Here is a 17,460-nt window from a genome sequence, read left to right on the forward strand (position 1 = left end):
CGGGGGACGACCCCGGACCCCGAACCCGAACCGGCGGGACATCCGGACATACATGTATGTGGGGACACTGTCCTTCGATCTGCTCCTCGGCGACGTACGGTCGTTGAAGGAGAAGCGCTCCATCGTCCGCCCGATCGTCGCCGAGATCCACCGCAAGTTCGCGGTGAGCGTCGCGGAGACGGGCGGCCAGGATCTCTACCGCAGGGCCCAGATCGGTCTTGCCGTGGTCTCCGGGGACACCGGGCACCTCACAGACGTACTCGACCGGTGCGAGCGCATGATCGCCGGCCGGCCGGAGGTGGAGCTGCTGTCCGTACGACGGCGGCTGCACAACGACGAAGAAGACTGAGCACGTTCAAGAAGGAGAAGGACCAGTGGCCGACAACGCGCGGGCAAAGAAGCTGGCGGACCTCATCCAGGTGGTGGTCGCCGAGAAACTGCAGCGCGGTATCAAGGACCCGCGTCTGGGTACGCACGTGACCATCACGGACACCCGTGTCACCGGCGACCTGCGGGAGGCCACGGTCTTCTACACGGTCTACGGCGACGACGAGGAGCGGGCCAGCGCGGCCGCCGGCCTGGAGAGCGCCAAGGGCATCCTGCGCTCGGCGGTCGGAGCGGCGGCGGGGACGAAGTTCACCCCGACGCTGGCCTTCGTGGCCGACGCCCTGCCGGACAACGCCAAGGCGATCGAGGACCTGCTCGACCGGGCACGTGCCTCGGACGCCAAGGTCCGTGAGGCGTCCTCCGGCGCCACGTACGCCGGCGACGCGGACCCGTACCGCAAGCCGGAGGACGAGGACGAGAACGGCGAGGGCTCACCTTCCGCATGACGCAGAACAAAACGCCGGACGGCCTTGTCATCGTCGACAAGCCGTCCGGCTTCACTTCGCACGACGTCGTGGCCAAGATGCGCGGCATCGCCCGGACCCGGCGGGTCGGCCACGCCGGCACGCTGGACCCGATGGCCACCGGCGTCCTCGTCCTGGGCGTCGAGAGAGCCACCAAGCTGCTCGGGCATCTCGCACTGACCGAGAAGGAGTACCTGGGGACGATCCGGCTCGGCCAGGACACCGTCACCGACGACGCGGAGGGCGAGATCACCTCGTCCACCGATGCCTCGGGAGTGACCCGCGAGGGCATCGACGCCGGGGTCGCCGCACTGACCGGCGCGATCATGCAGGTGCCGTCCAAGGTCAGCGCCATCAAGATCGACGGGAAGCGGTCCTACGCCCGGGTGCGCGGCGGCGAGGAGTTCGAGATCCCGGCCCGCCCGGTGACCATCTCGTCCTTCCGGGTCTACGACGTCCGTGAGGCCGTCGCGGAGGACGGCACCCCGGTCGTCGACCTGGTCGTCTCCGTCGTCTGCTCCTCGGGTACGTACATCCGCGCCCTCGCCCGTGACCTCGGCGCCGGGCTCGGCGTGGGCGGGCACCTGACCGCGCTGCGGCGCACCCGCGTCGGACCGTACGGCATCGACGCGGCGCGCACCCTCGACCAGCACCAGCAGGAGCTGACCGTGATGCCGGTGGCCGAGGCCGCCGCATCGGCCTTCCCGCGCTGGGATGTGGACGAGAAGCGCGCCAAGCTGCTGCTCAACGGCGTGCGGCTGGACATGCCGTCCTATCCGCCGGGGCCGGTAGGGGTCTTCGGGCCCGACGGGGCGTTCCTCGTGCTCGTCGAGGAGCAGAAGGGCAAGGCCAAGAGCCTCGCCGTCTTCGCCTGACGTCCCGGTCCGACGAAGGTCACGGGGGCTCCCCATGGGTTCGGCCCGTCGTGGAGCGGGCAGCCCCCCGGTGCGTGCCCGCTCCACGATCCCCCTCCCGCGACCATCCCTGTCCACAAGAACCCGCCGATTCACCCCAATGGACGGGCGCTCGGAGTGACCGGGGGGTGCGAGGGGGGCGCTTTCGCCCCGCGCGTTTCCGGTGGCGATCATCTGGGACCTACCGTCGGACCATGGGCAGCGGGGACCGGTCGAAACTTGTGAAGATCTGCGATCAGGCCGGCCGGCCGCGGGGGACCGGATTCGTCGCGGACGACCGTGGCACGGTCGTCACCAGCCATCAGGCCGTCGCGCGCTCCGTGCCCCTGACGCTGCACTCCGCCGACGGCCTCAGCTGCCCCGTGGGCCCCGACGACATCACCGAGCTGCCCGCTCTCGGCCTCGCCCTGCTGCGCACCGGCGGCCCCGGGACCCTCGGGGTGGAGCCGCTCCCCATCGCCGTACGGGAGCAGATCGGGACGGGCACCTATGTGCGGATCGCCGCCCACGGCTGGCGCGAGGCACGGGTGCTCGGGACGATCCCCGCGACGTACTCCGAGGGCGGACGCGACCACCCCGTGACCGACGCGCTGGAACTCGCCCTCGGTACGGACGGGCGCGACGCGCTGCGGTCCGGCGGCGCCGCCGTCGGAGGGCCCGTGACGGACCCGCGCACCGGTGCCGTCCTCGGCGTGCTCTCGACCGCGCTGAGCGCCGGGCGCGAGACCGCCGGGCTCGCGGTGCCGCTGGCCCCCCAGGACGCTCCGGCGCCGCTGGCCGAGGTGCTCCGGCGCAACGCGAACAGCGTTCCGGGGTACGGCCGCGATCTCAACCTCGCGGGGGCGCTGCAGCTGACCGCCACCTCGCTCGGGCACGCTGACAGCCGGCCCTGCGGCACGGAGGCTGTCGAACGCCCCGACATCAGCGCGGAGTTCACCGCCTTCGAGACCGGCACAGGACCCGTGCTCGGCATGGTCGGCGCCCCCGGGACCGGCCGCACCACGGAGCTCGCCGCACTGGCCGACCGCCGTGCCCGGGGGCCCGTGCCCGCGCTGACGCTCTGGCTGCGCGGGGCCGATCTGCTGGCCGACGACACCTCGGTCACCGACGCCATGACCAGGGCGCTGCAGCGCTCCGGCAGGATCCTCACCGCTGCCGGGGCCAGGGGCGACATGGAGGCGGCCACCCCCGAGCGGGTGGCCCGCCTGGCCGCGGCCTCCGGGAACCCGCTCCTGGTCGTCGTGGACGGCCCGGAGGAGATGCCGCCCCTGCTGGCCCACCGGCTCGCCGGGTGGGCCGTGGCGACGGCCGAGTGGCTGCAGGCCCACGAGGTGCGGATGGTCGTCGCCTGCCGCCCCGAGCACTGGGAGACCGCCGGCGCGCTGTACCCCCCGGGAACACTGCACCGCCCGGAGCGGCCTGCCGGAGGCCTGCCGTCCGCAGTCCGGCTCGGCGACCTCACGGCGGAACAGGCCGAGCGGGCGGCGGAGCGGTACGGCATCCCGCCCGGCACGATCGCTCCCGGCCACGACCGGCATCCGCTCACGCTGCGCCTGCTCGCCGAGGTGCGGGCCGCACTGCCGCCCGACGTGCCCGGCAGGCCGGGCACGGAGGAGGTCTTCGCCGCCCATCTGGATCTCGCCTGCGTCCGGATCGCCGTCCGGATCGGGGTCCAGGCCGAGCCCCGGCTCCGGGGCACCGCGGTCCGCAGACTGGCGGCGAGGGTGGCCGGCCAGGTCCACGAGGCGGCCAGACGCTGCCTCGGGCCGGGCCAGGGCGAGCTGGACCGGGCGGCGTTCGAGGAGATCTTCCCCTGGCGCACGGGCTGGGCCTCGGCCGTACTCACCGAGGGCCTGCTGGTCCCGGCGGGCGCGGGATACCGCTTCGCCCACGAGGAGCTGGGCGACTGGGTGCAGGGCGCGCACCTCGACCTGGACGCGGCGCTGCACTCGCTGGTCCACCGCTGGCATGCGGACGGGGCCTCCACAGAACCCGCGCCCGCCCCGCTGGACCCGGCGGAACCCCACAACCTCCCGGTGCCGCGCCACCGCATCGGCCCCGTGCTCCAGGCGATGCTCCTGCTGGAGCGGCGGCAGGGGCCCGCGGCCCTGGCCCACCGCATGGCTGACCTGATCGAGGCGATGGACCGACTGCCGTCCGGCCCGGGCGCGCAGGAGCGGCTCACCGACGCCGCCTGGTGGGCCGCGCACCTGCTCCGGGAGAGCCTGCTCAGGGTCCCCGACGCCCGGCCCTGCCTCGGGGTGCTGCGGGTGCTCGCCGGCCGGATCACCCGGCGCTCCCTGTCCGGCGGTGGCCCCGCCGCGCTCGGACCCTACGTGGAATTCGGGCCGTGGTTCTGGCGCCGGATCCGGCTGCCGGAGGCTGACCGGATCGATCTCCTGCGCCGTCTCCTGCCCGCCGACGGGGCCCCCCGCGCGGACGGCGGTGAACGGTATCTGGACGCCGTCTCCCGGCGCCTGGCCGCCCAGCCCAGGGCCGTGCAGGCGCTGCTGTGCCGCTGGTTCACCGACGAGAGCCCCCTGCCCGCCGAGGAGGGCCTGCCGATGCGGCTCACCGTGGCCGCCGCCGCGCAGGCGCTCCTGTACGCCCGCCGGGACCTCGCCGTCGACGACCTGACCGAGGCGCTCGTCGACACCCACCACCCGCGCGCCGCGGAACTGCTCACCACTCTCGCCGAGGACGAGCCGGCCGCCCTCTGCCGGGCCGTCGACCGCTGGGCGCGCGACGAGGAGCGGCCCGAGCGGCGCGCCGCCGCGGCGGTCCACGCCACGCTCACCGCCGCCCGCGCCCTGACCTCCTCAGACCGCGCCCTGCTGCGCGGGGCGGCGCTCACCCTGCTGGCCCGGCCGGACGACACACCCCTGCACGCACAGGCGCTCACCGTCCTCGTGCGGGACCCGGGCACAGGGGGCCGGTACCTGCCGCAGGCCCTGAGGCTCTTCGCCGCCGGAGACCCCCGGCTGCCGCTGAGCCTGCTCACGGAGGTGTTCCCCGAACACCCCGAGCCGGTGCTGGCCGCGCTGCGTGCCCGCCTCTCGCTGCCCGGGGAGGCCGCCGACGGGGTCCTGCGGGAGCTGGCCGCCCTGGACACCCCGGCCCTGGCGCTGCACGCCCCGGGTCTCCTACGCCGTTACATCGACAGCCGTGGCGACGGCGAGGACTCCGGGGCGCAGGCCGCCGCCTATGTGGATCTCCGGCTGGAGCACAGTCCCGCCGCCCGGGCGCTCCTGCTGCCCCTGATGACCGGGCTGCTGCGGGACCGGCCCGCACCCCCGTCCGTGCGCGCCGCGCTGGCCCGGGTGCTCGCCGCCACGGGCAGCGCCGCTTCGAGGCCGCTGCGGGCGGAGCTGCTGGAGGTCCTGCTGGAGTTCGAGCAGGAGAAGGGGAGGGACCCGGAGGTCCTCGGCGCCCTGCTGAGGGCGGCCGCGGCCGGCTCCGGCCGCCGCCCCGAGGCCCGTACACGGGCTCTGGTGCACCGCACCGGGATGCTCCTCGTACGGACGCCCGAGGGCGCGGCGCGCTTCGACCGCGGCCTGGTCGAACTCGCCCGGGAGGTTCCCGGGTTCGCCGCCCTCGTCGGCCGCTGGCTGGCGGACGCCCCGCAGGAGTGGGCCGCCGTCGTGGGCCCCGGCGCCCGGCGCACGATGGAGGCACTGGACGGTTCGCGGCCCGGGATCCCTATGCCGATGCAGGCCGCGGGACGTGAGCATGGCAGTCTTAGACCTGCGTAATGGACATACACACGTACACAGGTTCGGGCGAGGAGCGGTCAGAGTGCACTGCTGGCGTGGCTTGGAGGACATCCCTGAGGGCTGGGGGCGCAGCGTCGTCACCATCGGCTCCTACGACGGGGTGCACCGCGGACACCAGCTGATCATCGGCCGTGCCGTGGAGCGGGCACGCGAGCTCGGTGTGCCCTCCGTCGTCGTCACCTTCGACCCGCACCCCAGCGAGGTCGTCCGCCCCGGCACTCACCCGCCGCTGCTCGCACCGCACCAGCGGCGTGCCGAGCTCATGGCCGGACTGGGGGTGGACGCGGTGCTGATCCTGCCGTTCACCTCCGAGTTCTCCAAGCTCTCGCCCGCGGACTTCGTCGTGAAGGTGCTCGTCGACAAGCTGCACGCGAAGCTGGTCATCGAGGGCCCCAACTTCCGCTTCGGACACCGGGCGGCGGGCAACGTCACCTTCCTCGCCGAGCTCGGTCCGACGTACGACTTCCGGGTCGAGGTCATCGACCTCTACGTGAGCGGTGACGCGGGCGGCGGCGAGCCGTTCTCCTCCACGCTCACCCGCCGCCTGGTCGCCGAGGGCGACGTCGCGGGGGCCGCGGAGATCCTCGGCCGCCCGCACCGCGTCGAGGGCGTCGTGGTGCGCGGCGCCCAACGGGGTCGCGAGCTCGGCTTCCCCACGGCGAACGTGGAGACCCTGCCGCACACCGCGATCCCCGCCGACGGCGTCTACGCCGGCTGGCTCACGGTGAACGGCGAGGCGATGCCCGCCGCGATCTCCGTGGGCACGAACCCGCAGTTCGACGGCACGGAGCGGACCGTCGAGGCGTACGCGATCGACCGCGTCGGCCTCGACCTGTACGGGCTGCACGTCGCGGTGGATTTCCTGGCCTATGTACGCGGCATGCTGAAGTTCGAGTCGATCGACGACCTGCTCGTCGCGATGGCCGCCGACGTGAAGCGTTCCAGCGAGCTGGTCGCGGCGTACGAGCGGGCTTGACCCCTTCCTGTGGTGCGCACACCTGCACCGGGGCATGGTCGGGGCAGGAGCCCGTCGAGCCCGGGAGGACGCCCGCCCATGCGTGAACTGCTGTCGCAACTGCGCGACTGGCACACAGCCGGTACGCCCTTCGCCCTGGCCACCGTCGTCGGGGTGCGGGGCAGCGCGCCACGGGCCCCCGGCGCCCTCATGGCGGTGGCCGCGACGGGCGCGGTGGCGGGCAGCGTCTCCGGCGGGTGCGTGGAGAGCGACGTGTACGAGGTCGCCACCGAGACGCTCACCACCGGCCGGACGGAGCTGCGGACCTACGGCATCAGCGACGACGAGGCCTTCGGTGTCGGGCTGACCTGCGGCGGCACGATCGAGGTCCTGGTGCAGCCCTTCGTCACGGCGGCCGACCGGGACGGACTGCGGGAACTCGTCGACACCGTCGCCGCAGGGGAACCCGTCGCGCTCGCCACCGTGGTGTCCGGAGCGGCGCCGCCCGGCGCCCGCCGGGTGGTCCTGACCGGCCGTGTCAGCGGCTCGCTCGGCGACGAGGGTCTCGACGCCGCCGTCACCGACGACGCGCGCGGACTGCTCGCCCAGGGAGCCACGGGCAGCGTCCGGTACGGCGCGCACGGCGAGCGCCGGATGCAGGACGTCACCGTCTTCGTCCAGACGTACGCCCCCGCGCCCCGCATGCTCGTCTTCGGGGCCATCGACCACGCGGCGGCCACCGCGAGGATCGGGTCCTTCCTCGGCTACCGGGTGACGGTGTGCGACGCCCGCCCCGCCTTCGCCACCCGGGAGCGTTTCCCCACGGCGGACGAGGTCGTCTGCGCCTGGCCGCACACCTACCTGGAGTCGACCCCGGTGGACGCGCGCACCGTCGTCTGCGTCCTGACCCACGACCCGAAGTTCGACGTGCCCCTGCTCGCCGCCGCGCTGCGCACACCGGCCGCGTACATCGGTGTGATGGGCAGCCGCCGCACCCACGCCGACCGGATCGCCCGGCTGCGGGAGGCGGGGGTGGGCGAGGCGGAACTGACCCGCCTCGCCTCACCAGTCGGCCTCGACCTCGGAGCCCGTACGCCCGAGGAGACGGCCGTCTCCATCGCCGCCGAGATCATCCAGCACCGCTGGGGCGGCACCGGCCGCCCCCTGGGGGAGCTGGCCGGCGCGATCCACCACGACCGCGGCGGCGCCTAGGAGACGCCCGCCCCCGCGGCCGCCCAGTGGCAGGCCACCTGGGTGCGGCCGTCCCCCTCCAGCACCGGAAGATCCTTCGTGCGGCACGCGTCCGCGACTCCGGCGCGCTCCGCCTCGCCCGAGGCCAGGATCTGGCACCGGGCGTGGAAGCGGCAGCCGGACGGGACCTTCGAGGGGTCCGGCGGCTCGCCCGTCAGCAGCACCGGCTCACCGTCCGCCTCCGGCAGCACCGACAGCAGCGCCTGGGTGTACGGGTGCCGGGGAGCCGTGAGGATCTGCTCGACGTCACCCGTCTCCACGATCCGGCCGAGATACATCACCGCCACCCGGTCCGCGATGTTCCACGCCAGCCCGAGATCATGCGTCACCACCAGTGCGGAGAGGCCCAGTTCGTCCCGCAGCCGCAGCAGGAGCGCGAGGATCTCGCCGCGTACGGAGGCGTCCAGCGAGGCCACGGGCTCGTCCGCGACGATCAGCTCCGGCTCCAGGACCAGTGCGCCCGCGATCACGACGCGCTGGCGCTGACCGCCGGACAGCTCGTGCGGGTAGCGCAGGAAGAACCGCTCCGGAGGCCGCAGTCCCGCCCGCGACAGGGCCCCGGACACGGCCTCCCGCTCGTCGCCCGCGTAGCCGTGGATGCGCAGGCCCTCCGCCACCGCGTCGTACACCGTGTGGCGGGGGTTGAGGGAACCGCTGGGGTCCTGGAGCACCAGCTGCACCCGCTTGCGGTACGCCTTGAGCGCCCGGCCCGCGTAGTCGAGGGGCTCGCCGCCGAACGTGACCCGGCCGGCCGTGGGCGGCACCAGGCCCAGCAGGGACCGGGCCAGCGTCGTCTTCCCGCAGCCCGACTCGCCGACCAGGGCGACGATCTCGCCGGGACGGATGTCGAGGTCCACCCCGTCGACCGCCCGCGCGGTCGCCGCCCCGCGCCGCCCGGGGAACGCGACCTCCAGCGCCTGGGCGCTGAGCAGGGGAGCCGGGGGAGTGGTCGTCATGAGGTGCTCCTTGCTTCCTCGGTACCGCCGTGCGGACCGGGCGTCGCGGCGGCTTCCGGCTCCACCAGCACACAGGCCGCCCGCCGGGACGGGCCGGCCGGCCGCAGCTCCTGGTCCTCGGTGGCACAGGAGTCCAGCGCGGCTGCGCAGCGCGGATGGAACGTACAGCTGGAGGGCAGCGCCGACGGGTCCGGCGGATCTCCCGGCAGGCCGCGTGGCGCGTGCCGCGACGAGAGGTCGCCGATCCGCGGGAAGGCGGCCGACAGGGCGCTGCTGTAGGGGTGACGGGCGTTCTCGTAGACCTTCTTGGCCGGTCCCTCCTCGACGACCCGGCCCGCGTACATCACCGACAGCCGGTCGCAGGTGTCGGAGAGCACCGCCAGATCGTGGCTGATCATGATCAGGCCGAGGTCCTCGTCGCTGACGAGTTGTTCGATCAGCCGCAGGATCTGGGCCTGGATCATCACGTCAAGGGCCGTGGTGGGCTCGTCGGCGATGATCAGCCGCGGGTCGCAGGCCAGCGCCATCGCGATCATCACGCGCTGGCGCTGACCGCCGGACAGCTCGTGCGGATAGGCGTCCGCGCGTGCGGCCGGAAGGCCCACCTGTTCCAGCAGCTCACCGGCGCGCCTGCGGGCGGCCGCCGGGGTTCCCCTGCCGTGCAGCAGGATCGGTTCGGCGATCTGGTCCCCGATGCGGTGCACGGCGTTCAGCGAGTGCATCGCGCCCTGGAAGACGATCGACGCCCCCGCCCAGCGCACGGCGCGCAGCCGCCCCCACTTCATGGTGAGGATGTCCTCGCCGTCCAGCAGGATCTCGCCGCTCAGGGACGCGGTGGCGGGCAGCAGCCTCAGCAGTGCGAGTGCCAACGTCGACTTCCCGCACCCGGACTCCCCGGCGATGCCCAGCTTCTGGCCCGCCTCGACCCGCAGGTCGACTCCCCGTACGGCGGGGACGGCCGAGGCCCCGGAGCCGTAGGTGACATGCAGGTTCCGGACGTCGAGCAGTGGCTGCCCGGTCTCCGGCTTCGGAACGCTCTCGGTCTTCACGGCGGTCAACGGGACACCCCCAGCTTGGGGTTGAGCACGGACTCGATGGTGCGGCCGCACAGCGTGAACGCGAGGGCGACGACCGCGATGGCGAGTCCGGGCGGAGCGAGGTACCACCAGTTGCCGGAGCTGACCGCTCCGGCCTCACGGGCGTCCTGGAGCAGCCCGCCCCAGGAGACGATCGTGGGATCGCCGAGCCCGAGGAAGGCGAGGGTCGCCTCGGTGAGGATGGCGGTGGAGATCACCAACGTGGTCTGTGCGAGCACCAGCGGCATGACATTGGGCAGCACATGGCGGGACATGATGTGGCCGTGCCCGCCCCCGAGCGCCTTGGAGCGCTCGATGTACGGACGGGACTCCACGGACAGCGTCTGAGCCCGCACGAGCCGCGCCGTCGTCGGCCAGGTCGTCACGCCGATGGCGAGGACCGTGGTCCAGAGCGACCGCGAGAGCACGGTGGCGAGAGCGATGGCCAGCACCAGTGTCGGCATCACGAGGAACCAGTCCGTGATCCGCATGACGACGTTGCCGTACCAGCCCTTGAAGTGACCGGCCGTGATGCCCACCAGCGTCCCGATGGCCACCGAGAGGAAGGCGGCGAGCAGGCCGACGGTCAGCGACACCCGCGTCCCCCACACCAGGAGGGCGAGCAGGCTGCGGCCGAACTGGTCGGTACCGAGGGGGAAGTCGGCGCTCGGTGACTCCAGCGCGCCGCCCGGCGCGTCGGTGACGCTCAGCGAGTCCGTGCCGACCAGCAGCGGGGCAGCCAGCGCGGTCAGGGCGATCAGCGCGAGCACGGCGAGGCCGGCCAGGCCCGCACGGTGGCCGCGGTACTGCCGCCAGAAGCGGGCCGCGGCCTGGCGTCGGCGGGTCCAGGTCAGCGCGCGCGGGCCGAGGGCCGGCGCGGCGTCGGTCGAGGTCGTCATCGGCCCACCCGGGGATCGAGGAGCGGATAGATCACATCGGCAAGCGTGTTCATCAGGATCACCGCGGCGGCGAAGATGAAGAACAGTGCCTGCACCAGCGGCAGGTCGGGCACGCTCAGCGCCTGGTAGAAGAGTCCGCCCAGGCCGGGCCAGGAGAACACCGTCTCCACCAGGATGGCGCCCGCCACCGTGTTGCCCAGATTGACGAAGAGCAGCGTCACCGTCGGCAGCATCGCGTTCGGGACAGCGTGCCGGCGGCGTACGAGGTCGTCGCGCAGCCCCTTCGCGCGGGCCGTCGTCAGGTAGTCGCTGCCCATCTCGTCGAGCAGCGAGGAGCGCATCACCAGCAGGGTGCGCGCGTACTCGACGGCGACGAGGGTGATGACCGGCAGCACGAGGTGGTGCGCCACGTCGAGGACGTACGCGAAGCCGCTCTCGCTGCCGGACTCCATGCCGCCGGTCGGGAACATGCCGGGAATGGGCCCGATGCCGACCGACAGGGTGATGATCAGGAGCAGGCCGAGCCAGAACGAGGGGACCGAGTACAGGGTCAGGGCGAAGGCCGTGTGGAAGCGGTCGCCCGCCGAGCCGTTGCGCCAGGCGGACCTGGCGCCCAGCCAGATGCCGATCACCGTGTAGATCACGAACGCCGTGCCGGTGAGCAGCAGCGTCGCGGGGAGCGCCTCGGCGATCTTGTCCATGACGGGGGCACGGAACTGGTACGACGTGCCGAAGTCCCCGGTCAGGGCCTTGCCGCAGTACTCGGTGAACTGCTGCCACAGCGGCAGGTCCAGCCCGAATTCCTTGCGCATCGCGGCGATCTGCTCGGGCGACACCTGCCGGCCGCCGGTCATCTGCTTGACCGGGTCGCCGGGGATCAGGCGGAACAGGAAGAAGCTGGTGACGAGCACGGCGAACAGCGAGACGGCCGCACCGGCCAGCTTGCCCGCCGCATAACGGAGATACGCGGTCGTGCTGCGGGCGCGTGGACTGCGGGCCGACGGCCCGGCCGGAGCCGGGCCGTCGGTCTGCACAGCGTCCACGCCCGCCGCGCCCTTCAGGAGCGCGGGAGTGCTTTCTGTGCTCATGGACTATTCACGGTCTTCCGCGGTGGAACGACGACGCATGGCGAACAGCAGCCCGCCACCGGCGAGGACGACTACGGCGACACCGACACCGATGAGGACTCCGGTGGAGCTGCCGCTGTCGTCGGACGAGTCGCCCGACGCACCGGCGGCCGGAACCGCGGACCACCAGCTCCAGTAACCGTCCTGGCCGTAGATGTTGCCCGCGTCCGAGGGCATGGTCGTGATCGACTTGATCTGGTCGGTGCGGTAGGCCTCGACGGCATTCGGGTACGCCATGACATTCATGTACCCCGTGTCGTACAGCCGCGACTCCATCTGCTTCACGAGGTCGGCCCGTTTGGCGGGGTCGTACTCCGCCGTCTGCTTCGCGTAGAGCTCGTCGTACTGCTTGTCGCAGATGAAGTTGTCGGTCTGCGCGGTTTCCTTCGCCTTGGCCGGCAGCGCGGCGCACGTGTGGATCGACATGACGAAGTCGGGGTCCGGGTTGACGGACCATCCGTCGAAGGCGAGGTCGTACTCACCGGCGTACCAGGGGTCCGAGACGTTGTCCCGGCAGTCGACCTTCAGACCGACGCCGAGGTCGCCCCACCACTCCTGGAGGTACTTGCCGATCGCCTTGTCGTTGGGGTCCGTGGCATGGCAGAGGATACGGAAGTCGAGCGGCTTCCCGTCCTTGCCGGCACGCTTGCCCGCGCTGTTCTTCTTGTAGCCCGCCTCGTCGAGGAGGGCACCGGCCTTCGCCGGGTCGTAGGCGAGCTTCTGCTCGGCCGACGGCTTCCAGAAGTACGAACCGTAGCGCGGCGGGATGTAGCCCTCGCCCTCTATGGCGTAGCCCTGGAAGACCTTGTCGATGATGGTCGTGCGGTCCACGGCCATGAACAGCGCCTGGCGGACCTTCTGGTCCTGCAGGGCCGCGTGCCCGTCGCCGAACTTCTTGCCGTCCTTGGTCTGCGCGCCGGGGTTCGTGGCCAGTGCGTAGAAGCGCCGGCCGGGGGCGTCGTTCACCTTGATGTTGTCGGCGCTCTTCAGCGACGCGGCCTGCGCGGGGGTCAGGCTCGGGCTGCCGGCGACGAAGGAAACTTCACCCTTTCGGAGGGCGGCGACGGCTGCGTCCTGGTCCTTGTAGTACCGGAAGACGAGCTCGTCGAACTTGGGCGCACCGCGCCAGAAGTCCTTGTTGGCCTTCAGCTTCACATAGCTGTCGACCTTGTAGTCCGTCAGGATGAAAGGCCCGTTGCCGACGATCGGGAACTTCGTGTCGTTGTTGAACTTCGAGAAGTCGCCGACCTTCTCCCAGACGTGCTTGGGGACGATGGGCACATCCAGCGCCGTCATCGTGGCCTGAGGCTTCTTCAGCTCTATGACCAGCTTGTCCGGGCTGGGCGCGGTGACCTTCTTGAAGTTGCCGACGAAGCTGCCGTTCGAGGTGGCGGCTCCCTCGTCGGTCATCATCGTGTTGAAGGTCCACGCCGCGTCCTCGGCGGTGGCCTGCTCGCCGTCCGACCACTTCGAGTCGGACCGGATGGTGTATGTCCACGTCAGCTTGTCCGCGGAGGTCTCCCACTTGGTGGCGAAGCCGGGGATCGTGTGGCTGTCCTTGGCGTCGTAGTTGGTGAGGTAGTCGTACATCAGCCGGTGGATGCTCGTGGAGAGCAGCCGCTGAGCGAGGAACGGGCTCAGGGAGTCGACGCTCTGTGCGACCGCGACCGTGAGGGTCGACTTCCCGTCGGCGGCCTGCGCCTGCGGGGCGGGGGTGAGCGGGTTGCCGGGGACGACCGATCCGGCGGCCAGCGCCAGGGCGGCGGCTCCGGAGGCGAGAAGGATACGCAGGCGGCCGCGTGGGCGGGAGGAGCTCGGTGGGAATCTTGTGACCATGGACGTGGACCTCGCGTCATGACTCGCACGGTGAAGGCGGGCAGATCTCTGGTTCGCCAGCTGGTGAAGCGAAGGTTTATCAGCGGCGGTCGAGTCGCGTCAACGGTCCGCCAAACCGCGTGTGGTCTGCGGGAATGCGATGAGGGCCCGCACCGTGTGAACGGTGCGGGCCCTCATTGGTTTAGACCTCTACTGCCTTACTGCTGAGGGGCCGGCGGCGGCTGCGGGGGGTGCTGCTGCCAGCCCGCGGGCGGAACGGGGCCTTGCAGTTCGGGCTGTCCGGACTGATGTGCCTGGCCATCGTGTTGCGCGGGCGGCGGAGGCGGTCCGGCCTGCCCCGCACCGGGCTGCGCCTGCGGGGGCAGCGACTGCTGCCAGCTGTTGTTCTGCGCACCCGGGCCGGCGTGCGGCGGGTACGGCTGCTGCGGCGCGGCGGCCTGCTGGGGCGGAGGCTGCTGTCCTCCGTACGGCTGCTGCCCGCCGTACGGCTGCTGGGGCGGATACGGCTGCTGCGGCTGCCCCGGGTACGGCTGGCCGGGGTACTGCTGCTGCCCCGGGTAGGGCTGACCGGGCTGGGGGGCGTACGGCTGCTGGCCGGGCGTCTGCTGACCGGGCGTCTGCTGGCCGGGCATGGGCGGGGCGAACTGCGGCGGCGGATTGCTGCCGTCGGTCGTCCACAGCCCCTGCTGCTGCTGTGCGCGCTGGAAGTCCTCGGCGACGAGCGCGGAGAGGTTGAAGTAGGCCTCCCGGGTCTTCGGCCGCATCATGTCGAGGTCCACCTCGGCGCCCGCCGACAGGTGTTCGTCGAACGGCACGACCACGACGCCGCGGCAGCGCGTCTCGAAGTGCTGCACGATGTCGTCGACCTTGATCATCTTGCCGGTCTCGCGGACCCCGGAGATGACCGTCAGGGAGCGCTGCACCAGTTCCGCGTAGCCGTGCGCCGACAGCCAGTCCAGCGTGGTCGACGCGCTCGAGGCGCCGTCGACGGACGGCGTCGAGATGATGATCAGCTGGTCGGCGAGGTCCAGCACACCGCGCATCGCGCTGTAGAGCAGGCCCGTGCCCGAGTCGGTGAGGATGATCGGGTACTGCTTGCCCAGGACGTCGATCGCCCGGCGGTAGTCCTCGTCGTTGAAGGTCGTGGAGACCGCGGGGTCCACGTCGTTGGCGAGGATCTCCAGGCCCGAGGGAGCCTGCGAGGTGAAGCGGCGGATGTCCATGTACGAGTTGAGGTACGGGATCGCCTGGACCAGGTCGCGGATCGTCGCCCCGGTCTCCCGGCGCACCCGTCGCCCGAGCGTGCCGGCGTCCGGGTTGGCGTCGATGGCGAGGATCTTGTCCTGCCGCTCGGTGGCCAGGGTCGAGCCGAGCGCGGTGGTCGTCGTGGTCTTGCCCACGCCGCCCTTGAGGCTGATGACCGCGATCCGGTAGCACGACAGCACCGGCGTGCGGATCAGCTCCAGCTTGCGCTGCCGCTCGATCTCCTCCTTCTTCCCGCCCAGCTTGAAGCGGGAGGCGGCGGACGGGGTGCGGCTGCTCTTGGCCTTCTGCTTGCCCCGGACCAGCCGGTCCGACGACAGCTCCACGGCGGCCGTGTAGCCGAGCGGGGCGCCCGGCACGGAGCGCTCGCGCTGGTCATGCGTGACCGGCGTCGGCCAGGCGGCGCCGGTGCGCGGGTCGACCGGCGGGGCCTGGGGCGTGGGCGGCTGGGGCTGGTAGGCCTCGGGCTGCTGCTGCTGCTGCTGCTGCTGCTGCTGCTGTGCAGGCAGGTTCGGCGTGCTCTGGGCCGGCTGCTGGGGGGCCTGCGGGGGGAGCGGGGCACCCTGCGCGGGGAACTGGGGGGGCTGCTGGACGGCCTGCGGAGCCGGGAAGCCGTAGCCGCCCTGGGGCTGCGCGCCCGGGGGCAGCTGAGGCGCACCCTGGGCGGGGTACTGCTGCTGCGGTGCCTGGGGGAACCCGTAACCGCCCTGCTGCGGTGCCTGCGGGAAGCCGTAACCACCCTGCGGCGCGGGCGCGTTGGGCTGAACCGGCTGCTGGGCAACCGGCGGGGACGGCTGCGCGGGCGGTGGCGGCGTAGGGGCCTGCGGGAAGCCGTACCCGCCCGCCGTGCCGGCGGGCGGAGCGGGCGGCTGCTGTGCGGGCCACTGCGGCGCGGGCTGAGGAGCGCTCGGCTGCGGTGCGGCCGGCTGGAAGGCGGGCGGCAGCGGCGGGAGGGCGCCCTGCGCGGGCGGCGCGGGCGTCCACGGGGCCGGCGCGTTCGGCGCCACGGAGCCCTGAGGCGCATCGGCGGACGGCGCGTCCGTGGACGGCGCGTCGGCGGTGGATGCGCCCCCGGGCGGTGTGCCGTCCGACGGTGTACCGCCCGGCGGTGTGCCCTGGGGGCCTGCATCCGTCACGGAGCCCGCCGGCTCGTCGGTCCGTCCGTCGGCCCGTCGCTCGTCCGTCCCGGGCTCGCCGTCGGCTTCCCGTACGGAGACCTGCGACGCCTCCGGCTCCGGGGTGCTCGCCTCCGCAGCGTCGTCCTCGGATGCCGCGGATTCCTTCTCACCCACCGGGCCGGCCGGGGCCGCGCCTTCGGGCTCGGACGGGGCGGCCGGAGGCGTGGGCTCGGCGGAACTCGAGTCCGTGGACCCGGCCCCCGCCCTGGCCTTGGCCGCTTCGCGCTCGGCGATCTCCTGCTTCAGAGCGGCGGGCGAGAACCGCATGGTGGCGCCGCTCTCCACATCACCGCCACCGAAGGCGGCGTCCGTACCGCTCCCGGCGTCAGGCTCCTCGGAGCCCGCGGCCTGGGCGGCCGACGCCGGGGGAGCGGGCTCGTAGGAAGGCGAGGGCGGCTCGGACGAGGCGGCCGACGACGCTTCGGACGGTGCGGCCGGAACCGGCGGCCAGCCGGGCTCGAATCCACCGGAAGCGGGCGGCCCCGGTACGGACAGCGGCGCCCCCTGCGGCGGCGGAGGTGGCGCCAGGTGTGACCCCGCCCCTCCCGAGGAGTCGCCCGGCGCGTTCTGCGTGTACCAGGCGGGAGGGGTGTAGTCGATGGTGAACTCACCCGTCATCTCGGCGGGATCCGCGTCGGACGACTCGTCGACGGGCGTGTTCCATCCCCCGCTGATCTCGTCCCGATCGCCGTTCACTTTGCCTCCTGGTGTGGTCGAGCACCCTTGTGCCGTGGTGGGTGGGGGCGACCGTTCCCGTTATGTCCGGTCCGCCCGGCTCTCCCCCTTGTGACGCGCAGTGCCTGCCCGCAGGTTCCTCTGCCGCGCCCCCACCCACCCTAATCGCCATGGGGCGCACTACGGCAGGCCGTATCACTCGCGACCGCTGTCCCGTAGGTCACGTGCGGCTCCCATACGGAGCGAGCGTGGCAGAACACGGAGGAACGGGCCATGTTCCGCGCACCGGTGCGGGGCCGGAGGCAGCGAAGTCGCGGGACCGGACGACGAGGGGGCGGGCCGCACAGGGCTGAGCGGGCGGGCCGGACACGGCGAAGGGGCGGCGGTCCCCGACCGCCGCCCCCGCGCCGTGCGGTCGCCTACTTGAGGTCGAACTCGCCGTCCCGGGCGCCCAGCACGAACGCGCGCCACTCGGCCTCCGTGTAGCGCAGTACGGTCCCCGGGTCCAGCGACGACCGCATCGCGACCGCGCCCCCCGGGAGGTGGGCGATCTCGACCCGTTCCTCGACGTTCTCGGTACCGGGTGCGCTCAGCCACTCCACATCCGAGATGTCGAGAGCGTAGAGCTCGTCCTTTTCCTGCTGGGTGCCCATGCGCACGTCCCTTCCGTCGAACTGTGTCGTTCCCCGCCATGATCCTGAAAAGC

The 17,460-nt window shown here is 72.6% G+C and carries 13 protein-coding genes; 6 read left to right on the forward strand and 7 right to left on the reverse strand.

Annotated elements, in window-relative coordinates; translation table 11 throughout:
* Positions 1-52: 52 nt before the first annotated feature.
* The 6 genes from OG379_RS28110 (at position 53) to OG379_RS28135 (ending at position 7,705) form a co-directional block, all read left to right on the forward strand.
* Positions 53-349 (forward strand): DUF503 domain-containing protein, encoded by a 297-nt coding sequence (locus OG379_RS28110; RefSeq protein WP_056792835.1) that lies wholly within the window; start codon positions 53-55, stop codon positions 347-349.
* 25 nt (positions 350-374) lie between these two features.
* Positions 375-833, forward strand: coding sequence for a 30S ribosome-binding factor RbfA (gene rbfA, locus OG379_RS28115; RefSeq protein WP_104789492.1), 459 nt, complete (start codon positions 375-377; stop codon positions 831-833).
* Entirely contained in the window at positions 830-1,726 is an 897-nt protein-coding gene (gene truB / locus OG379_RS28120; RefSeq protein ID WP_393766488.1) for a tRNA pseudouridine(55) synthase TruB, read from the forward strand. Before rbfA ends, truB begins: the two co-directional genes overlap by 4 nt.
* A gap of 233 nt (positions 1,727-1,959) precedes the next feature.
* Positions 1,960-5,517: a serine protease gene (locus tag OG379_RS28125; RefSeq protein WP_405665765.1), complete on the forward strand. Its 3,558-nt coding sequence runs from the start codon at positions 1,960-1,962 to the stop codon at positions 5,515-5,517.
* A 43-nt stretch (positions 5,518-5,560) separates the two neighbouring features.
* Complete coding sequence (locus OG379_RS28130; protein WP_405665767.1) at positions 5,561-6,514, forward strand: bifunctional riboflavin kinase/FAD synthetase; 954 nt, start codon at positions 5,561-5,563, stop codon at positions 6,512-6,514.
* Positions 6,515-6,592: 78 nt separating this feature from the next.
* Entirely contained in the window at positions 6,593-7,705 is a 1,113-nt protein-coding gene (locus tag OG379_RS28135) for an XdhC family protein (protein WP_405665769.1), read from the forward strand.
* Here OG379_RS28135 and OG379_RS28140 read toward each other — a convergent pair.
* The 7 genes from OG379_RS28140 to OG379_RS28170 form a co-directional block, all read right to left on the reverse strand.
* The gene (locus OG379_RS28140) at positions 7,702-8,700 is read right to left on the reverse strand and encodes an oligopeptide/dipeptide ABC transporter ATP-binding protein (protein WP_393766484.1); all 999 of its coding nucleotides are present in this window, start codon (positions 8,698-8,700) and stop codon (positions 7,702-7,704) included. The genes OG379_RS28135 and OG379_RS28140 overlap by 4 nt on opposite strands.
* Complete coding sequence (locus tag OG379_RS28145) at positions 8,697-9,758, reverse strand: ABC transporter ATP-binding protein (protein ID WP_405665770.1); 1,062 nt, start codon at positions 9,756-9,758, stop codon at positions 8,697-8,699. The genes OG379_RS28140 and OG379_RS28145 overlap by 4 nt, the downstream gene beginning before the upstream one ends.
* Complete coding sequence (locus OG379_RS28150; RefSeq protein WP_405665772.1) at positions 9,755-10,675, reverse strand: ABC transporter permease; 921 nt, start codon at positions 10,673-10,675, stop codon at positions 9,755-9,757. Before OG379_RS28150 ends, OG379_RS28145 begins: the two co-directional genes overlap by 4 nt.
* Positions 10,672-11,763, reverse strand: a complete 1,092-nt coding sequence (locus OG379_RS28155) for an ABC transporter permease (RefSeq protein ID WP_393766481.1) — start codon at positions 11,761-11,763, stop codon at positions 10,672-10,674. The genes OG379_RS28150 and OG379_RS28155 overlap by 4 nt, the downstream gene beginning before the upstream one ends.
* A 3-nt stretch (positions 11,764-11,766) precedes the next feature.
* Positions 11,767-13,638, reverse strand: coding sequence for an ABC transporter substrate-binding protein (locus OG379_RS28160; RefSeq protein WP_393766480.1), 1,872 nt, complete (start codon positions 13,636-13,638; stop codon positions 11,767-11,769).
* 197 nt (positions 13,639-13,835) lie between these two features.
* Positions 13,836-16,775 carry an SCO5717 family growth-regulating ATPase gene (locus tag OG379_RS28165; protein WP_405665775.1) on the reverse strand — a complete coding sequence of 980 codons (2,940 nt, stop codon included), beginning with the start codon at positions 16,773-16,775 and terminating at the stop codon, positions 13,836-13,838.
* Between the two features lie 398 nt (positions 16,776-17,173).
* Positions 17,174-17,407, reverse strand: coding sequence for a DUF397 domain-containing protein (locus OG379_RS28170; protein WP_104791893.1), 234 nt, complete (start codon positions 17,405-17,407; stop codon positions 17,174-17,176).
* Between the last annotated feature and the right edge of the window lie 53 nt (positions 17,408-17,460).

This window comes from Streptomyces sp. NBC_01166, from assembly GCF_045039765.1.
GTDB lineage: Bacteria > Actinomycetota > Actinomycetes > Streptomycetales > Streptomycetaceae > Streptomyces.